Genomic DNA, 15,363 nt, shown 5'->3' with positions numbered 1-15,363 from the left:
GGTTATCGCTTGCCGTGAGGCGGGATGTCCTGGACTTGCTCGTAGGTCACGTCGCCGTTTTTCTCGTGGCGCGTGACGTAGTTGCGCGCGCCGCACATCGGGCAGCGGAACAGCAGGCCTTGGCCTTCGTTGTGGATGTCGACGTCCGACAGCGCCCAATCGGCGCCGCAGGACTGGTTTCGGCAGGTGAACATGTTCGTATTTCTCGGGTTCGTGGCGCGTTCGTGCGCTCAAAGGCGAAAGTGTACGCGTGTCTCGTGGCGGCGCGGTCCGCGCAGCTTTGCGAGAAATGCTAAAGCGGGTCGTGCTACTTTTCCTGACAACCGATTCGACTTTGCTTCACGGAGCTGGCGATGAGCGACAAGCCTTATGGAACATGGCTCGCGCGCGTGGTCGCATATATCCACGATCATCTCGACGACGCGCTCAATCTCAACCGGCTTGCCGAAGTGGCGTGTTTGTCGCCGTATCACTGGCACCGGATTTATCACGCGTTCTACGGCGAGACGGCGGCGGCGACCGTGCGGCGACTGCGGCTGCATCACGCGGCGAACGACTTGCTGCAGCGTTCGGCGCCAATCGATTCGATCGCCGAACGCGCCGGATATGGCAGCGTGCACGCGTTTTCGCGGGCGTTTCAAACAAGTTACCGGATGGCGCCGGGGCAGTTTCGCAGCGAGGGCGGCGCTTCGATGTTCGTTCCTTTCGATGAAGTTCGATCAGGAGACACGGCGATGCATCAGCTCGATATTCGTAGTCAGCGTGGCTTTACCGTGGCCGCAATGGAGCATCGCGGGTCGTATATGAACGTCGGGCGGGCGTTCGAGATGCTGTTTCACTGGCTCGCCGTGCGCGAGTTGGTCGATTCTCGGGCGCGTTCGCTCGGCATTTATTTCGATGATCCGGCGGCTGTCGCGGAAGACGATTTACGTTCGATGGCTTGCTGCGAGCTGTTCTCGCCCGATGATGTCCGGTTCGAAGCGCCGGTGTCGCGCGTCGAGGTCGCGAGCGGCGAGTTTGCGGTACTCCCGCACGTCGGGCCGTATGCGCAGCTTTGTTTTGCTTATCAGTGGTTGTATGGGGAATGGCTACCGAACTCCGGACGGGAAACGGGCGAAGCGCCGGTGTTCGAGGTTTATGTGAATGATCTGAGGGAGACGGCGCCGGCGGATCTGGTGACGGAGATCTGGTTGGGGTTGAGGCGGGGCGGGTGAGGTCAAAGTGGCCGAGCGCCGCCCTTGAACACCTGTTCGCGATGCCATGCGACAAATGGCTGCGCTGGATAATGTTCCCTTTGCACGGGCGCGTTCGCTTGTCCGCCGTGGTGTCTGAGCAGGATTTCGTCAAAGCGCCCACTTCCGTGCGCCTTTTCCGAGACCAGAACTCGACGGTCATCGCCCAAAGTGAATGCGCCGAGATCGAAAAGCTTGTGATGCAAACAGCACAACGCGATCCCGTTCTCGACAAGATCCGGACCGCTTGCCTGATGCCACTTGATATGCGCGGCTTCGAGTCCGATCGTCATGTTACCGATACGCAAATCGAGATCGCATAATGCACATCGATACTGATAAGCGGCCAGCACAGCGCCGCGAAACTCGGGATCACGACGCCGGCGCTCAGCCGACGCGTTCGTGTCGGGCGCGAGAACCGTCTCGTCGTCAAGCGCAAGGCCGACAGCATCCAACACGTCGCTGTGAATGCTTTCGGGGAAGTGTGCGACGAGCAGCAGGCGTGCAATAGCAGTCAGCGCACGGGGTTCACTCTGGAGAAGTTGCTGTACATCCGGCGAGAAATGTCCCGTTGCGTTCAGTTCACGCAGTTCGGTTTTTCTTACATCGCTTCGGCGCACGATCGAATCGAGGGTCGAGTCGACCGTGACTTCCCAGACGTCGTCGTTCTTCAGTCGAACAAACGGCATTTCCGGGTAGAGCGTGCGACGTTGAGGTGCGAATTCTCTAAGCAGATCGCACAACGCTTTCTCGTGTTCACGGAAGCTAACTTCTTTAACGCCACGCGCGAACAACCCGAGCGCGAGCAGAACAAGGAGCGGCTTGTGAGGCGCGCGCTCACCCTTGCGCTCCCAGATGTTCAGTTCCGCGAAACGTTTGAGGATTTTATTGAGGTTGGAAGCGCTCATACTTCGGCAACGATCGAGGACAAAGAAAAAACCCGTGACGCTTTCGCGACCACGGGTTGGCTGATGCGAGAAGGCTAACCCTCTGTAGGTTCTCAACGAAGGTGAAAAATTAGGCCGTTGAAAATTAAGACATTTTTCATATTTGCGCTAGCGCAGGCGCGCCCCCGCTCGCACAAAATGTGAAAAATTGCCACGAAATTGTCATTCTTCGCGCCAATTTCCTCAACCATCCGTCCCGAATGTCTCTTCCCGCGGAAGCGCCGGGGCCACTGGACCGGCCGGATTAATCATAGCTTTCGTGCACAGCGCGCTCAATATGCCGATACTCGGACTCCTTGTAATTCTGATAATTGTTGGGAATTGAGATGGTGGACGATACCAGCCGGAGGTTGCCGAGCGAGAAACGACCATCGCTCGGCAGTGAATCAGTCACGCCCTCAATGACCACGGCTTCTACTTCGTCGATTCCGTTCGTGAAGCAATGGTATAGGCGTGTGTTGCCCTCGATCAAGACGAGTGCCCCTGAATGCTTCTCGAAAACCGGCGGCGTGACAATGGAACTTCTCCCGCTCGCAAGCTGTACTTGCGTCGAGCCGAAAAAGTTGCGCCCGTGGTCCGACAAATCGGACATAAAAGACCGGATCTGTAGTGCCTTAAACTCCTTGATCTGCTTCTGCATGACGAGAATGTCACGGGTCACTTGGACACTTTGTATGCTAATCGAGGCCCGCGCGTACGCGGAAACCCGGCGGAGGCGATCAATCAACTTCTGTTCGGCGCAAGATGCGTATTCCAGTTTAAGCGACGACGGAACAGCAGCCGTAGTGTGGGCGCTGACCTGTTCAGCCAGCATTTCGAGAACAACTGGGTCGCTGTCCGCCGTATAGAGACGCACTTTCTCATCCTCGTATCGAGAGTTAGTCCGCGCATCTTCCGGCAGATATGTGAGGATAGTGCTCGCTCGATTCGTACCCAAGTCGAACGCGAATCCCATGAAGGGGAGGCGCTCAGACGTTTCAGTGACTACGGCACCGAGCAACCCCAGCAACTGTCGCCGACGGGCTTCCTGTTGCGCAAATTTGGGATTTAGCCAACTGATTGGTGTCACGACAGCTGTAAAGGCCACACCGCGGCGAGCAAGCAGGAGCAGGCTCGGGAACACATGATCGAGCCAGTAAGTATCGGGGCCAATCGCCAGAAACGTGCCCTTACACGAGCGCATTTGGCGCACGAGGAGCAGCATCTTTTCGTCGAAGCCCTGGAATTCTTGCGCCGTCGCATCGCCGCGTAGCGCCGTCAGTCTTTCCTTCTCGAAGAACTCTCTTGCGCCTTTGACGCCTCGCCCATAGAGAAAACGCTTGCTGTCAACGTTGACGCCGTCAAAATCTGTCGACTTAATGGAACCTGTCTTGATCTGGACTGGATAGACGTTTGGCTGCAACTGCAATTGGATTTCCGACGCGCTGTCGATGATGGCTGCACTCAGTCGTCTGCCGAAATCCAGCAGGTCGCGCACCGGCTTGCTCCCTGTGTCGTCTTCCAAAAGCCGAAACGCCAAGATGCGCGAGAGGACGTCCCGCTCGCCAAGGGTCCCGCTTTGCTTGTTCAACACATACGCTGGAAGGTTGGCCACCGCACCTCCGTCGAGGAAGATGGATGACCCTGCTCGGGCAGGCTGAAAGAAGAACGGGATGGTGCACGAATGCCGGACGGCAAGTGCCACACTCTCTTCGCCTGTCGTGGCGTGGGACCAGACCTTCGGTTGGCCGTTAGAAAAATCGGTGGCGACGACATACAACGGGATCGGGAGTTCGGAGAACAGAACAGGCTTCTTGTTCGTAGAGTTTTCTGGGCGCACAAGTTCGACGAGCCGCTGCTCTATCCAATCCCCCAAGCGCTTGGACCCGTGCAGTCCCCCATAAGTGGCAACGTCCGCCGCCTTTCGCACGTTCCCCCAAGTAACTAGCCTCAAGGCACGCGCCCAAAGTGGCAGCTTCTTTTCGAAGAAGGTATCCATTTTGGACGGCTTATCGAGTAGCGGCGAGAAATCCAATTCCTGAAGATGACGCCTGAGATAGGAGGGGGGCGCGCCGGCAGCAACAAGCGCAGCGACGATTGAGCCGCCGGAAGTCCCCGCGACTCGACCGAACGTCACGCCTGCTCGCTTTGCTGCGGCGTACGCACCCGCATGTGCCGCTGCCCGAACGCCTCCACCTTCAAACACACCCCAGCAATGGAAGAAGAATTCGGTCTTTGGTCTCCCACCCATACTCCCCTGACGGATATCCGACAGCAAACGCTGGGCACGTGACCTCAATTCGGGGGGGCAGTATGTATCGACCGCAGTTTGAACTTCTTTGGCAGCATCGCCCTCCTCACACACGTCCTGCACGAAATCACACACCGCCTCAGAAGGCTGCAGTTCCAGCTTCGTAGCGAGAATAACGGCGCGTGCCGCCTGGATCTTGGGCTGCGCAACCTCATCCGCCATGAAATCGAGACGGCCTGACTTAAGAGCGTTTCCGGCTCCCACGTCGAGTAAAGAGGATTTCTCATTGCATTGGGACGGAAAGAAAAGGATGGCGTTGACGTCGTAGTCTGCCGTCGCAGGAAGCGCCGCAAACGAGGCCTGCTCCTTGCGAAGTTTAAACAGGAAAGTGTTATGGAGATTCCAGGCTTCGAGAGGCATCACCTTCCCGATGATCCCGACGCCCCCGAACGGATTCTCGCGGTACCCAGCGGGAAAGAACTCGGCAATCGGACGCTCGCTATCCACGACGAAATCAATGTCGCGGGACGAGACCTTCGTTCCCCGAGGAACCTCGATCAGCCTGTCGCGCGCCCAGCCGCCGAACACACCCATCCTCACGCCGGCCGAACTGATTTTATTCAGAATCTCGCAGAGCGTTGTATCTTGGGATAGCAATACATCGAAAGCTTGCTGCATCGCTTGTGTGGCGATGTCGAGCGCTTGGAGGTCAAGAGACTCAAGACAAGGACGTTGGCGGTCAGGCGGTAGGTCGATAGTTACAATCATTTATTCTGTTTGCGCTCGTTTCTATGCTCAGGATTTTGAACCAGACTAGCTCACTTTGGGTATTAAAGGGCGCCCGACGAAGGTCCCGACACCGGGATAACCCATTTGGTTCGCGGAGTGCGGACAACCAGCTGACACTACGGCCACATATCCTCTATTACGGTAGCCAAACATACTGGTAGCACAAAACCTGTATCAGAGAGGTTCACTATTCCGCTGCAGTGTCCGCTTCTGCCAAGCTACCGGCTGCTGTCGTTGGTAGCAGCTTACCCAAACCGGCCTTAAGGATTAATTGGTAGCCTGGAATCGGTCGTTCTTCGAAATCGCAGACAGTTCAGTGAACGTCAAAACAACGGCACGAACGCTGCACGGCTCATCTGGACCGCCCGCGTTGGATCGTGTCAGAGGCCATTGCTCCCAAATCTGGCGCGAAGATCTGGGACAGGATCTCGGCGACCAGTTCAATGGTTCCCAGTACCTGGCTGGTCAACATCGACGAGCCATGAGCCAATTCGTTCCGCAGACTCGGAAGGCTCTTACGCAGTATCTCTAGGCGAGCCTGGATCGACTTGCTGGGCCATGCGGCAAAATGTTGATCCGCCAACATAGAGGTCCTTGTTCTCGCTGTTGAGCGACGCAAACAGGTAGTTATACGCTGCGATCCAATTGATACCCCCGTTCATTTCGCACCCGCCGTCTCGGCGAGCGATGGCTGTGCAACAGCGATAGGCTCAATGAATTTACTCAGCTCCTCCTGCTGTTCCACAAGAAACGGAGCTTCCCTCACTTTTTCATAGAGCTTGAGCAACCGCTGCTCGGCCCTGCTCAGAATGATGCTGTAGAGTAACGGCTGGATTTTGACCTTGTCATTGTCTTCGGTGCGGGTGCCGCCTTCCCCACTTTCAATCTGATCGCCCAACACGAAACCGTCTACCCGCGTCTCAGGCTGAATATAGCCCTTTTTCTTCAGCTCCTTCACGTACTTCCAAATCTGTTCCTTTTCCTTAGAGCCGAGCGAGAGCTTGGTGGTCTTCAAATCAACAATCACAAGGTGGCCGACGCCAATTTCTTGGTGATCTTCGTTGTAAGACGGAAGGGAATAAAAGCCTGTGCTGCCGTCGCCACGAATCACAAAGTCAGGGCGGTTCAGCGAAGCCTTCTCTGCCTTGCCGTCGAAGAGTTCACGGATGACCGTTGTCATGCCCTTGTTGGACGTGAAGTGGATTGACTCAAACTTATCGCCAAACATCCACAGGCCCTTGGCAAACAGAGGCTGAAGTTCCTTGACTTCGTCAATGCCTGCCACCTGAATCTTGATCCGCAGCTCGTTAATGACCTTCAATCGCCCTTGTATCTCGTCGAGCACCACCTTCGCCATGCCAATGGTCCATTGGCTCAACACTTCGTGAAGGGCGTCTAGGTCTTTTGGATCCTGGTTATGCAAGATCTCCAGCAAGCCGTATTGCGACTTGCTCTTCTCCAATTTCGCCAGGATGGAGGTTAGCTGAACGACCTCCTGCTCACCAAAGTTCGGGCAAGTATCCACTACTTCATTGACGAAGGTTGTGACTCGCTCCTTGCTCAATAACGGAAGAAGGTTGACGGACTCGCCAACACGCTCCAGAACCGCGCTCCTCTTTCCTTCGCGTTCGGCATGGCTCGTGCTGGAAATGATTTCTTTGATCTTGTCTTGGACAACTGGCCTGGTCTTCAGCCAGGCCTCATTATTGTCATGGAACCCGGACCAGTCTTCCTTGACAGCATTCTCCTTGTTCAAAAAGTCAGCCTGCACGATGAAGGTAAATCGCTTTGCCTTCTCGGTACGACCGTCAAGGATGCGCTCAACATCTGTGCCGCGCCACTTGCAGTCACCCACTGCGCGATTCGTCACCCACCACGCGATCCCATGCTGCTTGGTGGTCTTATCAGCCTTTCGCGTATCGATATGGTAGATCTTCACCGTGCCATAACCTGGCACATCGACATCCACAATGGACAGCGAAGATGTTCCGATGTCGCTGAAGGTAATGGGGCTTTCGTTGAGGATGACCTTAAACGATGGATTCGCCAAGAAACGACCGCCCAACAGCTCTCTGGCTTGTTCAACGGAAAGGTTGGTCTGACAGATCTCACCCTCGCCGGTGATCGTCGTTCCATGCCCTTCAACACAATTTTCGACGAACTCAACGAGTTCGGTGATCAACGGTTTGTTGGGTGTGCGACTCACCCGATAGACGATCTTTTGCCCGTCTTTGATAGAGGTAATCCGGTAGCTTTTAGTCAGGCAGAAACTAGCGAAACGACCCTTGCCATTCTTCCCAAAGACGAACCGAGGCAACCCGTCTACGCCAGGGGGAGGTGAGGTTGTGGAGCCGGTCTTGGCGATACGGTCATAAGACATGGCACGCCAGATGTAATCAAACTCGTCCTTGGTCATGCCCTTACCGTTGTCCGAGATAGAGAACTGCTTGTTCTTCTTCGGATCAGGCCAGCTTATCTTGACCTCGGTAGCGTATGCGTCCCAGCAATTAGCAACCAACTCCACGATTGCAGTGCTAGGATTGGTGATGATGGAGCCGGCCCAGCTCTCAAGAAATCGATCCTCATAGAAAATGTCTTCCTGCTGCATAGACCGCCCCCTCAAGATATTTATTTAAGATTTTCGTCCGACGCTCAGACCTTCACAAAACTGATCGCAGCAAGTGCCAACGGCTGAGTGCTAATCAAGAATGAATGGTTCGTCTTGGCGTAACGGGAGTAGGTCCCGCTTCCCATATGCGGATGACATTTCGGAAAGCACGAACGAAATTTCGCAGAGGAAAAATCGCTGCTGCTCTCTTTGACTAGGCCATCATTTGTTTCCGATCCCAGCTTCCACTGCAAGAAAGCATTAAGGACCTTATTGTGTATGACGTTCTTGCCAAACTTCAACATGTTCTTGCCGCCCGAAATGCTCATGAACTCAACGTCAGGATCAACGGGTTTGGCGTTCAAGAGCTGCTGAAGAAAGGGAGTCGGCCCATCTTGCATGGTTAGCTGGAGTGCCGATCTGCATGAAGACGAGTAGCCGCCATTGTTCAAGCCAGTGTAGTACTCGCCCCAAGTCACGAAAGCGTGGACCAGTCCGCTGTTCGTGAGAGTTGCATCATGAGGCGTTCCTAACGTCACGACTTTGCGAACAAAGGTGTTTCCCCCATTGAAGCTCAAGAAGGCACGAGCAACTAGTCCGCCCATACTGTGGCAGACCAGAACGACCTTTCTCTGCTGAGAGATCGCCCCCGAAGCTAAATTGTCCAAAGCCTTGAGAGCGTCAGCAAGTTCAGCCGCTGCACAATCAATGCCGTCATAAGACGGATAGTTAAAAGCAAGAGCCAAAATGTCGTTGTCAACGAACTCTTGCATCATGGTGCCAAGATACGCTGAGTTGGCTGTGAAACCATGAATGAAGATCGCTACATGTTCAGCGGCGAAATGTTCGAACTTGGCGTTCTCGAACACCGGGGCCGAAGGCGGATTCGTGATCTCCTGTTTGACAAAATGAAGCAGCCTCGCTCCTGATTCCTCCGGGTTGTGCCCAACGTTAGTGGCTGCCATTTTTTGCCTCCACAACAACGAAGTTCAACTGGAGGTTAAGCTGGGCGCTGAGGCTGTCTTCCGTCATGTCTTCGTCTGGGTCAAACAAGGCCCAGTAGCCGAAGAACTCAATCTTCCCGTCCCCAGCGCCGAAAACGTTGCCCTTTTCTTTCTGCCGAATCTCCCCTGAACCGTGAGCGTCGCCACGAAGGTTGAAGCAATAGATACTCGTGAACTCATCGACAAGGGTTTTGCGTATCCCGTCCATCGAGTTCTTGCCGATCAAGGAGCCATTGCTCACGAAGCAAATGACACCCTTGTCCTTGATACGGTCGCTGGCCCAGCGAAATGCGCGGATGTACGAATCGTAAAGGTTCCGCTTGAGGCCAGCCTTAGAGTTAGCCGCATAAGTGGTTTCGATACGGCTATCTAGTCGCGGGTAATCGAGGTTCTTTTCATCGTCATTCTGGCTGTCCTGGCCAACTGAATACGGCGGGTTGCCAATGACGACACGGATGTCAGTCTTGTTTTGCTTCGCAGCCCGCTTGTTGTTCTCAGGGAACATCACCTCGTCCAGACTCCCTTTTCCCTCTGTCATTTGGAAGGTGTCGGTCAGTACGATGCCTTCAAACGGATGGTATTCGCCGTCTTCTATTCCGTGAAACGCCTCTTCAATGTTGATGGCAGCGATGTAGTAGGCCAACAGCACAATCTCATTGGCATGCAGTTCGTGCTTGTATTTATACGCCAAATCTTTCGGCTTGATCAATCCACTCTGGAGCAAGCGAACCATGAAGGTTCCAGTGCCAGTGAAGGGATCAATGACATGGACCCCCTTTTCACTGAGTCCCACCCCGAACTCTTCGCGCAATGCGATATCAGCACTATGAATGATGAAGTCTACGATCTGGACTGGGGTATAGACGATCCCCAGCCGATCAGACATTGCCTTGAAGGCCGTCTTGAAGAACTTCTCGTAAAGCTCTCTGATGACTTCCTGCCTGGCCTTGGCGTTGTCTATGCCGCTGACGCGGGTGCGAACGCTCGTATAGAACCGCTCAAGCGTCTCCACCTCTTTGCCAATAGCTTGCTCTTCCAGCACATTAAGCATGTGCTGCATCGCTATCGATACAGGGTTCTTCTCGGTGAACGAGTAGCCCTCAAAGATTGCATCAAAGACCGGCTTGGTAATGAGATGCTGGGCCAGCATCTCAATCGCGTCCTTCTCAGAGATCTGAGGGTTGAGGTTGTCTTTCAACCCACGAAGAAAACTGGCAAAAGCTTTTTTATGTTCTTTGTTCGCCCCTTCGAGCAGGGCCGTAATCCTGGTGATGTGTCGATCTGCAATTTCAGCAATGTCAGAGGCCCATTGTTCCCAGTAGCGACGATCTCCACACTTGAGAACGATCTTGGCATAGATGGCGTCGCGCCACTCTTCAATGTGCGGAAAGTTGAAGGTGAATTGAACGGGCGTGGGCTCACCTCCACCCTTACCGTGGACACCGCCTTCGTTCTCGTCTTCAGACCTGCCACCGACACCGATAATTTGAATCTGATCTGGGCGCTTCTTGTTTAGCTCAATCTGATTGACGGTGGCATTGAATCGGTCATCGTGCGCACGCAGGGCTTGCAGAACCTGCCACACAACTTTGTACTTCTGGTTGTCTTTCAGAGCCTCTTCCGGGCTCATGTCCGAAGGAACGCCAATCGGAAGGATGATGTAGCCATACTTCTTGCCCGGAGCCGTACGCATGACGCGGCCAACGGACTGCACCACATCAACGACCGAGTTCCTAGGATTCAGGAACATGACGGCGTCCAGCGCAGGCACATCCACGCCCTCGGACAAGCAACGGGCATTGGACAGAATGCGACAAACGTTGCCTTGGGCAGTCGTATCTTCCTTGAGCCAATCAAGGAGAGCATTGCGCCTTAATGCATTGAAGGTGCCGTCCACATGGTCTACCTCACATGCGAGCAGACCGTCATCATCTTCGTGCGTGTCCCGATACTCATCTACGATTTGAGAAAACAGGCTTGTCAGGCGCTTGCTGTCCTTGATGGAACGAGAAAACGCCACAGCGCGTCGCATGGGTTCTGGGTCTTGTTCATTGAACCCTTCACTTTTTGCCATGCGCTTGGACAGACCATTCCAGCAACCCGTAACCTTGACGGCGTCCTCAAGGCTGATTTCGCTGTTCTCGTCCGCAATCTGGCTTTGGAATGCGTTGCTAACGTATTTCTCGTCAACGGCAAGAACCATCACCTTGTAGTCGGCCAGCAGGCCGGACCCTACTGCCTCACCAAATCCAAGGCGATAGAACTCAAGCCCGAAGTGAGCCACGTCGTCCATTGAGATAACAACCGCGTCGTTTTCTTGAGCCTGAACAAGAGCACTGTCGCTGAAGATTCTGGGAGTGGCGGTCATATACAACCGCTTCTTGCCCTTGATGAACTTCTGGTCATGCACTTTCACGAAATGCGACTCTGAGTCGCCGTCAAGCGTCACCCCAGTAGTGCGATGTGCTTCGTCGCACACAATCAAATCAAACTCAGGCAGCCCCTCCTTCTGAGCTTGTGCGACGACCTCAATAGATTGATAGGTAGAGAAAATGACGGTCAGGTCTCGCTTACCAGCAAACGCCTGCACCTGTTTCGCAAGCTTTTGAACGTCCGTGGTTGCGGGGAATGCGAGGTCATGGGTGCTGATGTCCTCATTCTCACTTTTCTTACCTACCTTGGAATCAGAGCAGACTGCAAAGCTCTGCATTCCAACCTCGGTTTCTGCGGTCCATTCCCTCAGCGTCTGTGAAAGCAGCGAGATGGACGGCACGAGGAACAATGCAGTGCCACCTTTGGGCACCAGCTTCTCAGTAATCTTCAAGGCCGTGAAGGTCTTGCCAGTGCCGCAGGCCATGATCAGCTTGCCACGGTCACTTTCCTGGAACCCCTCTTCGGTCTTCTTGAGTGCCTTTTTCTGGTGTTCTCTGAGCTTCTTTTTCGCCTTGAGCTTGATGGCAGTCGGCTTCTTCATCGAGAAGGCAGACCAATCAATCGGACTATCGGCCAAGTCCTGCACCCTCAACCGAGATACAGGCACATGCTGATTCTCTAACGCTTCTTCAGCATGCTTGCCCCACTTGTCAGTCGTGGAAACAATGAGGCGTGAAGTAAACGGCGCCTTGCCAGAAGCAGTGAAGAACGAATCAATATCCGGCTTGTGCAAAGTGTGGGAAGGGTCATAGAACTTGCACTGAATCGCGCAAAAGCCTCCCGTGTAACGTTCTTTCGCTACGAGATCTATGCCGACATCTGGCTTGTTCCCGCGATCAGGCCATTCATTCCAAAGCCATACATCGCTGAATTTGTCTTGATAAAGAGGATCAGTGACCAGATAGGTGGCAAACAGTTTTTCGAATTTGTCACCGAGATCCCGGTTGGAGGTTGCGGCTTCCCTGAACTCTTCCAGGATGGTATGAATCGTTGTCGTCATGTCGGTTCTTTTCGCTCGCTACTTGTTCCCGGTTCCTCGTCCCACTGTTTCAACAGGGCAAGCTTTTCACAATCCTGATGTCTCGATGCCGCTATACTTCATTGGCGCCTCTGTACGGGCGGGTTGATGGGCCGCATTTCAAGTCTAGGCCTCGGTCGCCTTCATGCGGAGGCCACGAGGCCTTCCAAGGACTACCAATCCTAGGCAAAAATCTACAGGGATACGTCCCCACATTGCTGCCAAATGCCACGTTTAGATGGCACAAGTTTTGTCTGCGCGATCGATGGCGATTGTAACGTAAGCAAGTCCCCCGGGCCGTCTTGTGCTCCGTCGGCGTATATGCGTTGGCGAGTTGATCGGCGACGGCCCCCCGGGTGAGCATCGTTGATGCGGTTGATCAGGTGATCTGCAATGCGCGTGAGCACAGCGCACACAATGCAAATAAACGCACGACACCAAACGACGTAGTTCCGCATACCTACTTCGCCTGCGACAACGATGATCGTAACGAAGCTAGTGCGCGGCGAATCGTTCTATTAATCTGGTCCGTCACGAAATCACTGTAGTGCTGGTATCACCAATGTAGGCCGATCCGGATTCTCGATCGAGAACTCGTTCGGATGGGTCCTAGCCGTTCATACCCGGATGCGGAGTTGCTCGTTCGGGTGAGTTCGGCCATTGCGCCTCATCTCATCACTGCGCTTCGACAACAGGCGGGCTCGAATGTCTGTGGCTCGTCGCTATCGGTATGCAGCCCTGTTGGCGCGCGCATCATGAAGTGCGTGGTGTCTGCCACCGTGCACGCAGAAATATTCCTCTTTCTTGACCGGATCAATCCTCGAACTGATGAGCTTCTCTTTCCAGCCAGCAGATCGCCCCCCAATCAGGTCCCACAGCAGTTGAAGGTCAACTGGATGATCGTAACAAATCACCGGTCGCTGTTTTAAACCAGTGAACGTTGACATCCAGTTTCGCACGGCGTCACGCAATGCTTTACGTTCCATTACTCGCGTCGGATCCGCGCCTAGCTGCGGCAATACACTGGCCAGAACGAAATCGCTGCAAACGTTCCTATCTACGTGCGCTTGCTCCCCGTAGAACTCAGCGCCGTCTTCAGCAACCATGGCTATGCTTATCAAGCACGGCGCAGCAATATCTGTGCACTCTGTGTCTATAAAGATGCGGCGTTCCCATGGATGCAAAGTGCTCACGCTTTCCCTCTTGCCGTTTGTAAGTCTAAAAGTTCGAGCGGAAGCTCTCGGTTATCCGATTCCTCCCGACCGTTAGCAGCAGCCTTAAATGCTTCTGAAACAAGCTCGACGTCTCTTCGACGAAAGATATTCTGCCGGCTACCGTCCGTTTGTGGACCGCAAATCGGGGATACCCCCAGATCAAAGAGAACTGCTACAACTTTCCTAACTGGCAGAGACGCACCTGCGGCGAGCTCAGCCGAGGAAATATAACGCTGTTCGAAGTCAGATAGGGCATCCGACGTGATCAAGGTAACGGATCGTCGACCACGAACGGCAACCCGTCCTTTCAATAGGCCAGATTTTACGAAGTGGTACGCGACTTCCTGCTTGACATGAAGGTGGGCAGCCGCTTCTGATACGGTCATGCCCCCGATGCAACATTGTTGCCGATGCCAATTGAGGAACTCTCCACGCCCAAAAATCGCACCGGCCATTCCTCGAGCACTCTCGTTCCACCTCCTCAAATTCATTCGTTGCTCTTGTACCGCTCGAATAAGGGATATGAATTCTGCTCGTTGCGCCAGATAATATTTGCAGACTTCGGTAAACGAAATTTCACAATCAGGGTGCGTTATGACATACCCGCCCTTTTTGAGGCTGGCAACCAACTCCAGCGCGTCGCAACGTCGAAAGAACGACGTCGAAACCAATCCGTGTGTCACGGTCCTTCGCTTCAGCAGACCGGCATCAGCGAGTTGTTCGACCCGCGATGTCGACACTCCAAGAAGCAAACTTATGTTGCGGAGGCTGATTTCAGCGGAAAGTTCTTGCTTAATTGACGCGAGGGCAGTTCGCTTGATTAGTGTGAAGTGCCGTCGGATGCCGCCACGTCTTTTGATCTCCGTAACACCGACACGAGTGGCCAGAGTGTGGAGCGTCGCGGCCCGGATACCAAGTTGGCGAGCGGCCGCCGTTGCGGCGACATACGCCTGCGACTCGATGTCGCCGATGGTTGCCCAATGGCGGCGCCGGTCCAGAGTGTCCATTGACTGTTCACGCATGTATGCGCGGAAGCCATCGAGAAGGAAAGTCAGATCCGGAGACAGGTCGTGAAACAAAAACCTCTTCAGTCGGCGCAGACGAGGCGAAATTACAGCGGCGTTCGCAACGGATTGATCTTCTTCGCGTAGGAACTCGTGAAATTTGATTGGCCAGTCCGTCAAGCGTGAATAGGCCGCGGATATCAGTCGTAAAGTTTCCGACAACGAAAGGTTGCGCCACGCTTTGGGCGATAACATGTACTCGGTCGTGTCTGTCGTTGCACCAAGGTGGGATATCAACGCCGCAATGGAGGAAAAACTGAGTTCGTCGACTGCGCTAGTTTGCGATACGGCTATGTCCTGCAGGGCACCCGTCGCCCCAACAAAGGCGCGCCAAATATGCTGAGCAGCGTCGACACTGGCGTGATTCGCTTCGACCTGCTTCCATGATGTAATTTCACTCCCGCACGGACATCTCAGTATTGCCGCCCGCTTCCAACAAAGCTCGATTCCGCAATTAGGGCATGTGTCCACCAATTCCAAACTATGCACGTGGCAAGCGACATACAGTCGATGCTCCCATATCGCTCGCCAGTATGGCGCTGCCAACGCGCAGGCGACGCAGCATCTTGCTCGCCGGCCGAGACAAAACTTTTGTTCAAACGCCGGCGGCACTGCTGCAGGCACTTCGAATATGCCGAGCCATTTAGGTACGAATCCAAAAATGGATGTACCCACGAGAGCGCGAAGATGTGCGTCAAGACCGTCAACACGCTGCAACCATTCGACGGTAGGACAAGCGTTAGCTTCCGCCAATCGCAGAAGAAAGCCCTGGACGCTCTCGGATGGACGAGGCTCCGGCAAGTTAAGCAACGTCGTAGTCACGA

9 protein-coding genes are annotated in these 15,363 nt (G+C 54.3%); 1 reads left to right on the top strand and 8 read right to left on the bottom strand.

The features are described 5' to 3' along the window. Positions 1-2: 2 nt before the first annotated feature. Complete coding sequence (locus AWB77_RS01430; RefSeq protein WP_061132606.1) at positions 3-194, bottom strand: hypothetical protein; 192 nt, start codon at positions 192-194, stop codon at positions 3-5. 159 nt (positions 195-353) lie between these two features. Between AWB77_RS01430 and AWB77_RS01425 the strand changes: the two genes are divergently transcribed. Beyond that, entirely contained in the window at positions 354-1,214 is an 861-nt protein-coding gene (locus AWB77_RS01425) for an AraC family transcriptional regulator (RefSeq protein ID WP_061132605.1), read from the top strand. Positions 1,215-1,216: 2 nt separating this feature from the next. Here the strand turns inward: AWB77_RS01425 and AWB77_RS01420 are convergent, their stop codons facing one another. From AWB77_RS01420 to AWB77_RS35500, 7 genes are all read right to left on the bottom strand, one after another. Then, entirely contained in the window at positions 1,217-2,140 is a 924-nt protein-coding gene (locus AWB77_RS01420) for a phosphorothioated DNA-binding restriction endonuclease (RefSeq protein WP_063936465.1), read from the bottom strand. A gap of 283 nt (positions 2,141-2,423) precedes the next feature. Beyond that, positions 2,424-5,177 (bottom strand): patatin-like phospholipase family protein, encoded by a 2,754-nt coding sequence (locus tag AWB77_RS01415; protein ID WP_061132602.1) that lies wholly within the window; start codon positions 5,175-5,177, stop codon positions 2,424-2,426. A 679-nt stretch (positions 5,178-5,856) separates the two neighbouring features. Continuing rightward, positions 5,857-7,806: an ATP-binding protein gene (locus tag AWB77_RS01405; protein ID WP_061132600.1), complete on the bottom strand. Its 1,950-nt coding sequence runs from the start codon at positions 7,804-7,806 to the stop codon at positions 5,857-5,859. 44 nt (positions 7,807-7,850) lie between these two features. Next, complete coding sequence (locus tag AWB77_RS01400; RefSeq protein ID WP_061132599.1) at positions 7,851-8,771, bottom strand: lipase family alpha/beta hydrolase; 921 nt, start codon at positions 8,769-8,771, stop codon at positions 7,851-7,853. After that, positions 8,758-12,243 (bottom strand): restriction endonuclease, encoded by a 3,486-nt coding sequence (locus AWB77_RS01395; RefSeq protein ID WP_061132598.1) that lies wholly within the window; start codon positions 12,241-12,243, stop codon positions 8,758-8,760. The genes AWB77_RS01400 and AWB77_RS01395 overlap by 14 nt, the downstream gene beginning before the upstream one ends. A 740-nt stretch (positions 12,244-12,983) precedes the next feature. Continuing rightward, positions 12,984-13,454 carry a 3'-5' exonuclease family protein gene (locus tag AWB77_RS34120; protein ID WP_244158379.1) on the bottom strand — a complete coding sequence of 157 codons (471 nt, stop codon included), beginning with the start codon at positions 13,452-13,454 and terminating at the stop codon, positions 12,984-12,986. Then, positions 13,451-15,361 carry a TniQ family protein gene (locus AWB77_RS35500; protein WP_157694719.1) on the bottom strand — a complete coding sequence of 637 codons (1,911 nt, stop codon included), beginning with the start codon at positions 15,359-15,361 and terminating at the stop codon, positions 13,451-13,453. Before AWB77_RS35500 ends, AWB77_RS34120 begins: the two co-directional genes overlap by 4 nt. Between the last annotated feature and the right edge of the window lie 2 nt (positions 15,362-15,363).

Origin of the sequence: Caballeronia fortuita, from assembly GCF_001544835.2 — a bacterium.
Taxonomy (GTDB): Bacteria; Pseudomonadota; Gammaproteobacteria; order Burkholderiales; family Burkholderiaceae; genus Caballeronia; species Caballeronia fortuita.
Note: the sequence above shows the minus strand (reverse complement) of the source record. Positions and strands in the feature narration are given on the sequence as shown.

What these genes read in the sequence shown, in the direction of transcription:
- AWB77_RS01430 (WP_061132606.1), bottom strand. Translation starts at nt 194, where the DNA reads ATGTTCACCTGCCGAAACCAGTCCTGCGGCGCCGATTGGGCGCTGTCG.
- AWB77_RS01425 (WP_061132605.1), top strand. Translation starts at nt 354, where the DNA reads ATGAGCGACAAGCCTTATGGAACATGGCTCGCGCGCGTGGTCGCATAT.
- AWB77_RS01420 (WP_063936465.1), bottom strand. Translation starts at nt 2,140, where the DNA reads ATGAGCGCTTCCAACCTCAATAAAATCCTCAAACGTTTCGCGGAACTG.
- AWB77_RS01415 (WP_061132602.1), bottom strand. Translation starts at nt 5,177, where the DNA reads ATGATTGTAACTATCGACCTACCGCCTGACCGCCAACGTCCTTGTCTT.
- AWB77_RS01405 (WP_061132600.1), bottom strand. Translation starts at nt 7,806, where the DNA reads ATGCAGCAGGAAGACATTTTCTATGAGGATCGATTTCTTGAGAGCTGG.
- AWB77_RS01400 (WP_061132599.1), bottom strand. Translation starts at nt 8,771, where the DNA reads ATGGCAGCCACTAACGTTGGGCACAACCCGGAGGAATCAGGAGCGAGG.
- AWB77_RS01395 (WP_061132598.1), bottom strand. Translation starts at nt 12,243, where the DNA reads ATGACGACAACGATTCATACCATCCTGGAAGAGTTCAGGGAAGCCGCA.